The following is a 10,248-nucleotide window of genomic DNA, read 5'->3' as shown; positions in this document are numbered from 1 at the left end:
TCGCGGTGCTGCTCACCGGCTGTCAGGGCGCGCCGGGCGGCGCCGAGGAGGACGGCGGGCCGGGCGAGCGGCGTACGGCGCCGCCGGTCCGGCAGTCCGGGTACGGGGCGGTGTTCCTCGCGATCGACGAGTGCAGCTCCTTCGGCCGGACCAGCTTCACCGAGGTGTCCTGCACGAGCGAACGGGCGGCGGCCCGGGTGGTCGCCCGCCACGACGGGACCGTGCGCGACGGGCCGCGCTGCCCGGCCACCACCGACTTCGTGCTGCACATCAGCGAGCAGCGCCCCTCCTTCGACGAGGACGGCGACGGCGCGGTGCCGCGCGGCTACGCCTGCATGCGCCACCTCCAGCCGCCGCACCCCGGCGATCCGGGCGGCGGGGGCGGGCCGCGCACCATCGTCGGCGACTGCGTCTACGACCTGGGCGACGGCAAGGTCCGCGAGACCGCGTGCGACGGCAGCGAGCAGCGGGAACCGGAGTTCAAAGTGGTGAAGGCCGTGGACGACCGGTCCGAGTGCCCGGCGTCCACGGCCCTCTACGTCCGCCTCGGCGGCACGTCACCGGTGGGCTGCGCCCGCCCGGTGTAGTGCCGCCCCGCCCCCGTTACGGGCGCAGCGTCCGCTCCTGCTCGACGTTCCGCTTGTCCAGCTCGGCGTCGAACTTCGCCAGCGGCTTCGCGGCCGCCGGGTTCTCCCGCACCGTGCTCGGGGCGACGTCCGCCCAGTCCAGGATGCGGGCCGTGGCCAGCGCCTTCTCCTCGGCGACCAGACCGGCCACGTTCGCGCCGTGGTTCATGCCGGGCGCGGTGAACACGTACGCGTCACGCGCGCCCTTGCCGAGACGGAACGGCTCGGCGCCCCACGGGTCGTTCTCGCCGTACACGAACAGCATCTGCCGGGCGTTGTGGCGGACCCAGGAGTCGACGTCCCGCATGACCCACGGCTCGAACCTCATGTCGATCGAGCGGGGCACGAAGTTGCGCGGCGGCTGGTAGCCGTAGCGGACGTACTTCTTCTCGATGTGCGGGAAGTGGATGGTCGGCGCGCCGAGCTGCGTACCGGCCTGGTAGTAGTACGGCGTGTACGGGCTCAGGCCCTGGTCCGTGTAGAACGAGAATCCGGAGATCGTGTCGATCGAGGTCCAGATCTCGTCGTCGGTGGCGTTCTTCGCGTCCGCCGGGATGTCCGCGCAGTCGGCGAGGGTGCTGTACTGCCAGAAGCCCCACACGTAGTCGAGGACGACGGCCTCGTACGCCCGGTCCAGGCTGCCGATGGTGTCGAAGGTGTAGCCGTTCTCGGCGGCGACCGCCTCGTACTTCTTCTCCAGCGGCGCCCGGCGCACCAGCGCCTCGCGCTGCACGGCGTTCAGCCGGTCGTGGCACTCCTTGGTGCCGACGGTGCGGAAGAAGCGGTCGTAGGCCGAGTCCTCCTTGTTCACCACGTCGTTGGGGGCGACGTAGGCGACCACGCCGTCCATGTCACGCGGGTAGAAGCGCTCGTAGTAGGTGGCGGTCATGCCGCCCTTGGAGCCGCCGGTGGAGATCCAGTTCTCCGAGTAGATCTTCTTCAGGGCCTCGAAGATGCGGTGCTGGTCGCTGGCGGCCTGCCAGATGTCCAGCTTCGACCAGTCGGCCGGCTCGGGCCGGGACGGGGTGAAGAAGCGGTACTCCATGGAGACCTGGTTGCCGTCCACGATCTGGGTCGGCTCGGCGCGCCGCGGCGTCGTGGAGACGCTGTAGCCGCCCGTGTAGAAGACGGTCGGCCGCGCGGTGTCCTTGTGCAGCACGGTGATCCGCTGCTCGAACGTGCCCTTGGAGGGCCTGCGGTGGTCGACCGGCTGGGTGTAGTTGAGGACGAAGAAGCGGTACCCGGTGTACGGCTTCTCCTCGATCAGGCTCATGCCCGGAACGGAGAGCAGTCTCTCCTTGATGTCAGTGGTGCCGGTGGCCTCCGGCTCGGCGGCGGTGGCCGCCCCGGCCGTACTCAGTGTGCCTATGAGCACCGTGAGCGCCAGCAGCCATCTGAGCGCCTTGCGCATGCGCACTCCCCTGTGAGACAGATGTGCGCCGGAAGCTACTGGACCAACTCCCCGCAGCACCAGGGGACATAGGGATAACCCTCGGTCGGATGCCGGGTCAGCACAGGATCCAGCCGGAGCTGACGGACCCTCCGCCGACACTGCCCTTCACCCATACGCAGCGGCGGCCGGCGTGCACGGTCACCGGTCCGGCGTGGTGCTTGAAGTTGCCCTCGTCGACGACCGGGCGGCCCCCGCGCGCCCGCACGCTCACCGACATCTTCCGTTTGGTGCCGGGCTTCTTGGCGAGGGTGACGGCACAGACGTAACCGCCCCGCTTGTAGACGACGACCGAACCGGTGGAGAACGGCAGCGTGCGCACCTTGCGCCCGGCGCAGTACGCGGCGGCGTGCGCGTCCTCGGGCGCGGCGACGGCGAGCAGCCCCGAGGCGATCAGCACCGCAAGGACCGGCGCGAGTCGCCGGCGTATCGCTCCACTGCCCACAGTCGTCCTCCCGTACCGCGCCCGCCGCGTCAGGCGGCGTACGCGTGTACGGACGCATGACGTACGCCGGATGGTTGCGCGCGCCCGCCCCCTGGGAGCGGGGCCGCTCCTCACGCCGGCGCCGGCACGTCCTCCCCGACGAAGGTCCGCCACAGCGCGGCGTACTTGCCGCCCAGCCGCAGCAGTTCGTCGTGCGTGCCGTCCTCCACGACCCGGCCGTGGTCCATCACGACCACCCGGTCGGCACGGGCGGCGGTGGTCAGGCGGTGGGCGACGACCAGCGTCGTACGGCGTCCTGCCAGGCGGTCGGTCGCCTGGTTGACCTGCGCCTCGGTCGCCAGGTCGAGCGCGGCCGTCGCCTCGTCGAGCAGCAGCACGTCCGGGTCGACGAGTTCGGCGCGGGCGAGCGCGATGAGCTGGCGCTGTCCGGCGGACAGGTTGCGGCCGCGTTCGGCGACCTCGTGGAGGTAGCCGCCGTCCAGCGTGGCGATCATCTCGTGCGCGCCGACCGCGCGGGCCGCCGCCTCCACCTCGGCGTCGGAGGCGTCCGGGCGGCCGTAGGCGATGGCGTCGCGGACGGTGCCGGGGAAGAGGTACGCCTCCTGCGGTACGACCCCGAGCCGGTGCCGGTAGGCGGTGATGTCCAGGTCCCTCAGGTCCGTGCCGTCGACGGTGACCCGTCCGCCGGTCGGGTCGTAGAACCGGGCGACCAGCTTGACCAGGGTGGACTTCCCGGCGCCGGTCTCGCCGACGAAGGCGACGGTCTGCCCGGCCGGGATGGTGAGGTCGATGCCGTCGAGGGCCTCCTCGCCGTCCCCGTAGGCGAAGCGCACGTCCTCGAAGGCGATCTCACCGCGCAGGGACGGCACGTCGAGCGGCTTCGCGGCGGTCCCCGTGGAGGCCGGCTCCCGCAGCAGCTCCTGGATGCGGCCCAGTGAGACGGACGCCTGCTGGTAGCCGTCGAAGACCTGGGAGAGCTGCTGCACCGGCGCGAAGAACAGGTCGATGTAGAGCAGGTAGGCGACCAGCGAGCCGATCGCCAGCGTCCCGTCGTCGACCCGGCCCCCGCCCACGACCAGCACGGCCACGGCGGCGATCGAGGACAGGAACTGCACGAACGGGAAGTACACCGAGATCAGCCACTGGCCCCGTATGCGCGCCTCGCGGTAGTCGGCGCTGCGTCCGGCGAACCGGCGTCCGCCGTCCCGCTCGCGGCGGAACGCCTGCACGATCCGCAGTCCCGCCACCGACTCCTGCAGATCGGCGTTGACCACCGACACCCGCTCCCGCGCCAGCTCGTACGCCTTCACGCTGGCCCGGCGGAAGAAGTACGTGCCGACGATCAGCGGGGGCAGGGTGGCGAAGACGACGAGGGCGAGTCCGACGTCGAGGACCAGCAGGGCGGCCATGATGCCGAAGAAGGTGACCACCGAGACGAACGCCGTGACCAGGCCCGTCTGCAGGAACGTCGACAGCGCGTCGACGTCCGTCGTCATCCGGGTCATGATCCGGCCGGTCAGCTCGCGCTCGTAGTAGTCCAGGCCGAGCCGCTGGAGCTGGGCGAAGATCTTCAGCCGCAGTGCGTAGAGGACGCGTTCGCCGGTGCGTCCGGTCATCCGGGTCTCGCCGATCTGCGCCGCCCACTGGGCGATCACGGTGAGCAGGCCCAGCAGGGAGGCCGCCCAGACCGCGCCGAGGGCGGCCTGCGTGACGCCCTGGTCGATGCCGTGCCGGATCAGCACCGGCAGCAGCAGGCCCATCCCGGCGTCCACGGCGACCAGGCCGAGGCTGATGAGGAGGGGGGTGCGGAAGCCGCGCAGGAGGCGGCGCAGGCCGTAGGAGTCCTCCGGGCGGACGGCCCGGTCCTCGTCGACGTCGGGGACGTCGTCCGCCGGGGGCAGCGCCGCCACCTGGGCGAGGAGTTCCGGGGTGGCCGGGGTGCCGGCCAGCGCGGCGTCCTTGGGCTCGCGGTCACCGGTCCACAGCCGGGGCGTGACCCCGCGCTCGGCGTCGAACTCGGCGTCCAGCTCCGCGCGGACCGAGGTGTCCTCCTCGCGCGGCCCGGCGGGCGGGGTGTGGCCCGGGGAGACGGCGCCCAGCTCGTCGGGGTCGGTGAGCAGCCTGCGGTAGAGGGCGGAGCGCCGCTGGAGCTCGTCGTGGGTGCCGATGTCGGCGAGCCGGCCGTCGTCGAGGACGGCGATGCGGTCGGCGAGGTTGAGGGTGGAGCGGCGGTGGGCTATCAGCAGCGTCGTACGGCCCCGCATGACCCCCTTCAGGGCCTCGTGGATCTCGTGCTCGACGCGGGCGTCCACGGCGGAGGTGGCGTCGTCCAGGACCAGCAGGCGCGGGTCGGTGAGGATGGCGCGGGCCAGGGCGACGCGCTGGCGCTGGCCGCCGGAGAGGGTCAGGCCGTGCTCGCCGACGGTGGTGTCGTAGCCGTCGGGCAGCTCGTCGATGAACCGGTCGGCCCGGGCCGCGCGGGCGGCGGCGGTGATCTGTTCGTCGGTGGCGTCCGGGCGGCCGTACGCGATGTTGGCGCGGACGGTGTCGGAGAAGAGGAAGGAGTCCTCGGGGACCAGCCCGATCGCGGCCCGCAGGGACTCGGTGGTCAGCTCGCGCACGTCGTGTCCGCCGACGAGGACGGCGCCGTGGGTGACGTCGTAGAAGCGCGGCAGGAGCAGGGAGACGGTGGACTTGCCGGAGCCGGAGGCGCCGACGACGGCGAGGGTCTCCCCGGGGCGGATCTCGAAGGAGAGACCGTCCAGGACCGGCCGGTCGGGGTCGTAGCCGAAGGAGACGTCGTCGAACTCGACGGTCGCCGGGGCGTCGGCGGGCAGTTCCCTGGTGCCGTCGGTCAGGGACGGCTCGGTGTCTATCAGTTCCAGGACGCGTTCGGTGCCGGCGCGGGCCTGCTGGCCGACGGTGAGGACCATGGCGAGCATCCGGACCGGGCCGACGAGCTGGGCCAGGTAGGTGGAGAAGGCGACGAACGTGCCGAGCGTGATGTGCCCGCGTACGGCGAGCCAGCCGCCGAGCGCCAGCATCGCCACCTGGCCGAGGGCGGGTACGGCCTGGAGGGCCGGGGTGTACCGGGAGTTCAGTCTGATGGTGCGCAGCCGCCCGGCGAACAGCCGCCGTCCGACCTCGCGCAGCTTGCCGGTCTCCTGCTCCTCCTGCCCGAAGCCCTTCACCACGCGCACGCCGCTGACCGCGCCGTCGACCACTCCGGCCACGACCCCCGCCTGTGCCTGCGCGTACCAGGTGGAGGGGTGCAGCCGGGTGCGGCTGCGCTTGGCGATCCACCACAGGGCGGGGGCGACGGCGAGGGCGACGGCGGTGAGCGGCAGCGACAGCCACGCCATGATCACGAGGGAGATCAGGAACAGCAGGAGGTTGCCGATGGTCATCGGCAGCATGAAGAGCAGGCTCTGGATGAGCTGGAGGTCGCTGGTGGCGCGTCCGACGACCTGCCCGGTGGACAGCTCGTCCTGGCGTCTGCCGTCGAGCCGGGTGATCGTCCCGTACATCTCGGTCCGCAGGTCGTGCTGGACGTCGAGGGCGAGTCGGCCGCCGTAGTAGCGGCGGACGTAGGTGAGGACGTAGACGGCGAGCGCGGCCCCGACGAGCAGGCCGGCCCAGGTGGTCATGTCCTTCGTCTTGTCGCCGATGACGTCGTCGATGATCACCTTGGTGATCAGCGGGACCAGCGCCATGACGGCCATGCCGCCGAGGGAGGAGCCCAGCGCGAGGACCACGTCCTTGGGATGACGCCACGCGTATGCGGCCAGTCGCCGTGCCCATCCCCGTTGCGGTGTCACGCGGTGCCCTCCGATCGTCCTGATCTACCGGAAGGCACCAACACCGCCGGAAGCGGATTTCATCCCTCCGCAACATTCGGGCGGCCGGCTCAGATGCGGTACGCGCCCGTCTCCGGCACGCCCTGCTCGGCGGCGAGCGCCGTGAGCGCCACGACGCCCCGGCCGCGGACGGCGGTCCCCGGGCCCAGGGCGAAGGGGTTCGTCGCGCCCAGCCGGAGCGCGAGGTCCGGGGCCATGTACGGGGCGGTGTCCTCCCAGTCGGCCGCCTCCTCCTCGTCCCTCGTCCACTCGGCGTGCAGCGCGAGCTCCTCGGGGAGCCGCTCGCCCAGCTCGGGGATCCGCCCGCCGCCCTGGGCGGAGGCGTCGAAGCGGCGGACCACGGCCCCCTCCTCGGCCAGCGCCCAGCCGGATCCGCCGCCGTGCTCGCCGTAGTGGTACGCCTGGGCCCGGCCGTACCGGCGGCTCAGTGCGGTGAGGGCGCCGAGCACCTCGTCGGCGCGTTCCGGATGGACGGGGTTGCACCACGGCCCCAGGACCAGCGTCCAGCCGTCCACCTCGGGAGTGACGTACACGCGGCGGGGGTCGGGCCAGTCGTCGCTGTCGTGGAGGACGACGCTGTACCCCAGCGCGAACGTCACGAGCCGTTCGCCGGACAGCCCCAGCACCTCGGCGATCCCCTCCCGGTCCCCGCCGGGAACCGCCATCCAGGAGGCGGAGCACGCCTCCAGGGGTTCGGGCCGGTCGTCGATCGCCTTGACGCGGATCAGTCGTGCGACGGCCGCCCGGTCCCGCTCGGACAGGGCCTCCTCGCCGCCGGCCGAGGCCAGCGCCGCGAGGGCGCCCGCCCGCAGGGCTCCGGGCCCGTCGCGCCGTACCCGCCGGAGCGGTTCGAGGACGGCGTCCCCCAGCATCGGCAGCACCCACAGGGCGCGCTGGGCCACGTCCGGGTCCGGGTCGGCGACCAGGGGGACGAGCGCCTCGATCACCGGAGCGATGTCGCCCCGGTACGCGGGGGTACGGCCGAACTCCACCGAGCACGCGGACTGGATGCCGAAGGCGGCGGACTCGCGGACGGCCGCCGAGGGGTGGGACAGCGCCTCGACGTAACGTTCCACGGCGCCCAGGCCGCTGAACGCCGCGCTCACCCGCCGCCGCGCCCCCTCGTCCCGCACCGTCTCCAGGGCCGCCAGCACGTCGTCGTAGGCCGCGGGTCCGATGGCGTGCAGGAGCAGCTTGATCCGGAACCGGTCCACCGGCGAGTCCTCGTCCAGCATCTCGCGCAGCAGGGACGGCACCGCCGCCGCCCCGAGCGACACCAGGGCCTCCCGGGCGGCCTCCCGCCGCTCCGGATCCTCCAGGTCCCCGATGAGGTCCCCGACCAGCTCCACGTCACTGCCTCCTGTCGATCGGGTGCGCGGGTGGCGATCACTATGCCAGCGGCGCACCTGACGTCCCGTCCGCAGGAGCCGACGGGAGGACGCGGGGACCGGCGAGGAGGGCGGGGCCCCGTCACGCAACCGCCACCTTCCCTTCACGCCCCGGACCGCATGCTCATGTCACTCTCTGCGGTATCACTCAGACGTCAACCCGCGTAGATCGGATACCCCCCATGCCCGTGATCCGCATATCCGCAGGCCGGCGCCGGAAAGCGGTGGCGCTCGCCACGGCCGCCGTCCTCGCCGGCCTCGTCGCCCCGACACTGAACGCTCCCTCCGCCGGCGCCGCGACCACCGCGTACGACGACACCTACTACGCCGACGCGATCGGCAAGTCCGGCACGGCGCTCAAGGACTCCCTGCACACGATCATCAGCGACCAGACGAAGATCTCGTACTCGGCCGTCTGGAACGCCCTGAAGGTCACCGACCAGGACCCGAACAACAGCGACAACGTGATCCTGCTGTACTCGGGCATCTCCCGCAGCAAGTCCCTCAACGGCGGTGACGTGGGCGACTGGAACCGCGAGCACGTGTGGGCCAAGTCCCACGGCGACTTCGGCACCTCCACCGGTCCCGGCACCGACCTGCACCACCTGCGCCCCGAGGACGTCCGGGTCAACTCCGTCCGCGGCAACAAGGACTTCGACGACGGCGGCAGCTCGTTCACCGACAGCGGCGGCAGCCTGACCGACTCGAACTCCTTCGAGCCGCGCGACGCGGTCAAGGGCGACGTGGCCCGCATGATCCTCTACATGGCCGTCCGCTACGAGGGCACCGACGGCTGGCCCGACCTGGAGCCCAACGACTCCGTCACCAACGGCAGCAACCCGTACCACGGCCGCCTCTCGGTCCTGAAGCAGTGGCACGAGCAGGACCCGCCGAGCGCGTTCGAGGAGAACCGCAACGAGGTCATCCACGACTCCTACCAGCACAACCGCAACCCGTTCATCGACCACCCGGAGTGGGTCGAGTCGATCTGGTAGCCGGACGCCGGTGTCACGGTGGCCGGCGCCGGGGCAGACTTCCTCATGGCTGATGCGACACCGAGCGATCACACACTTTCGGGACGACTGCTCGCCGCGCTCTGGACGCTGCGGCTCCTCGCCACTTCGGAGGGTTCACCTCCCGAGCCCGGGGAGTTCCTCTCGAAGAAGGTCCCGGCGCAACTGCTGGACGAGGAGCTGTCCCGCTTGTCGGCCCACCTCGTCCGGGCGAGGAGCCGAGGAGGTGAACACTGGGAGGCCGCGGTGACCGTCTACCGCGAGGTACCGGACCTCCTGCCGCCGTCCCGCCTGCCCCGCGACACCATGAGCCCCGGCGAGCAGGCGGCCTTCTCCGCGGGCTACGCCGAGCGTCTCGCCCACGACAGGAAAGAGTTCGGCAAGCTGCTGGGGTGAGGCGGTCAGAAGTCACTCCCCGGGCGGAAGCAGGTCCGTCCGGGACGCCGAGCGCACCCGTGTCCGCGGGCGCGGTGTCACCCCGGCGCGAGCGGCACCGCCCGGGACGCCGAGCGCACCCGTGTCCGCGGGCGCGGTGTCATCCCGGTGCGGGCGGCTCCGCGCGGACCTCGGCGTACCAGGCGCGGGCCGCGGCGGTCTCGGGGTGGTCCTCGCCCAGGATCGCGGCCCGCTGCTCGGCCACCTCGCGTGCGCTGCCGGCGGCCTGCTCCCGCTTGCCCTGCGCGTACTGGGCGCGGCTGAGCTGGATGAGCACCCCGAGGACCAGCGGATGGTCGTCCCCGTACCCGGCCCGCTGTCCGGCGAGCACCCGGCGGAAGAGGACCTCCGCCTCGGCGCCCCGGCCGGAGCGCAGGAGCCCCCGCGCCAGTGCGTCACGCGCCCACACGGTCACCAGGTGGTCGGGGCCGAGACGGCGTTCGCAGTCCTCCACCAGTTCCTCGGCCGCTGCCACGTAGTGGTCGAACTCGTTCTGCGCGGCGCGCAGTTCCAGCATCTCGCAGCGGGTCTTGAGGGTGGCGACGTGGTCCTCGCCGAGCGCGTGGCGGCGACCGTCCAGGACCGTTTCCAGCAGCGTACGGGCTTGTGCCAGGTCGCCCAGGCGGTGCAGCACCCGCTGCAGTTCGTAGGCCGCGTCCAGGGTGCGCGCGTCATGGGGGCCGAGCGTGCGCAACGCGTCCCGGTGGACCGGCCGCAGGAGGTCGGCGGCTTCGGCGTACCGGCCGAGTCTGAACAGGACGGGCCCCTGGCCCGACCGGGCCTCGATGGTCGCCGGGTGCTCGTCCCCCAGGTGCTCCGCGGCGGTCCTCGCGGCGGTGGAGGCCAGGGCCAGCGCGGCGGTCCAGTCCCCCGCCTCGTACACCAGTCGTGCGACGCGCGCCGCGATCCGTACGGATTCCGCCGTCACCAGGCCGTGGCGGTGGGACCGGTGCAGCAGGCCGGCCGCGTGCGGCGCGAGGAGCCGCACCTGGGAGCGGGCCCGCGGTGACGCGGCGCCCTCCGGCGGCAGCGCC

At 72.5% G+C, this 10,248-nt stretch carries 8 protein-coding genes; 3 read left to right on the top strand and 5 right to left on the bottom strand.

Annotated elements, in window-relative coordinates; genetic code table 11:
• Nucleotides 1-587: hypothetical protein (locus tag B7767_RS25780; RefSeq protein ID WP_373408238.1), on the top strand; the 587-nt coding region annotated here is incomplete at its 5' end.
• A gap of 16 nt (nt 588-603) precedes the next feature.
• On the opposite strand, the gene B7767_RS25775 is transcribed toward B7767_RS25780, so the two are convergent.
• The 4 genes from B7767_RS25775 to B7767_RS25760 form a co-directional block, all read right to left on the bottom strand.
• Nucleotides 604-2,037 carry a S28 family serine protease gene (locus tag B7767_RS25775; RefSeq protein WP_085574283.1) on the bottom strand — a complete coding sequence of 478 codons (1,434 nt, stop codon included), beginning with the start codon at nt 2,035-2,037 and terminating at the stop codon, nt 604-606.
• A gap of 97 nt (nt 2,038-2,134) precedes the next feature.
• Nucleotides 2,135-2,521, bottom strand: coding sequence for a hypothetical protein (locus B7767_RS25770; RefSeq protein ID WP_085574282.1), 387 nt, complete (start codon nt 2,519-2,521; stop codon nt 2,135-2,137).
• 110 nt (nt 2,522-2,631) lie between these two features.
• Complete coding sequence (locus tag B7767_RS25765; RefSeq protein WP_085574281.1) at nt 2,632-6,339, bottom strand: ABC transporter ATP-binding protein; 3,708 nt, start codon at nt 6,337-6,339, stop codon at nt 2,632-2,634.
• An 89-nt stretch (nt 6,340-6,428) separates the two neighbouring features.
• Nucleotides 6,429-7,727, bottom strand: coding sequence for a HEAT repeat domain-containing protein (locus B7767_RS25760; protein ID WP_107486326.1), 1,299 nt, complete (start codon nt 7,725-7,727; stop codon nt 6,429-6,431).
• 221 nt (nt 7,728-7,948) lie between these two features.
• Here B7767_RS25760 and B7767_RS25755 point away from each other — a divergent pair, with 221 nt between their 5' ends.
• Nucleotides 7,949-8,761: an endonuclease I family protein gene (locus tag B7767_RS25755; protein WP_085574280.1), complete on the top strand. Its 813-nt coding sequence runs from the start codon at nt 7,949-7,951 to the stop codon at nt 8,759-8,761.
• Nucleotides 8,762-8,806: 45 nt separating this feature from the next.
• The gene (locus tag B7767_RS25750; RefSeq protein ID WP_143652641.1) at nt 8,807-9,175 is read left to right on the top strand and encodes a hypothetical protein; all 369 of its coding nucleotides are present in this window, start codon (nt 8,807-8,809) and stop codon (nt 9,173-9,175) included.
• A 139-nt stretch (nt 9,176-9,314) separates the two neighbouring features.
• Here the strand turns inward: B7767_RS25750 and B7767_RS25745 are convergent.
• On the bottom strand, nt 9,315-10,248 hold a 934-nt coding region (locus B7767_RS25745), incomplete at its 5' end, for a tetratricopeptide repeat protein (RefSeq protein WP_143652640.1).

This window comes from Streptomyces sp. 13-12-16, from assembly GCF_002114215.1.
Taxonomy (GTDB): Bacteria; Actinomycetota; Actinomycetes; order Streptomycetales; family Streptomycetaceae; genus Streptomyces.
Note: the sequence above shows the minus strand (reverse complement) of the source record. Positions and strands in the feature narration are given on the sequence as shown.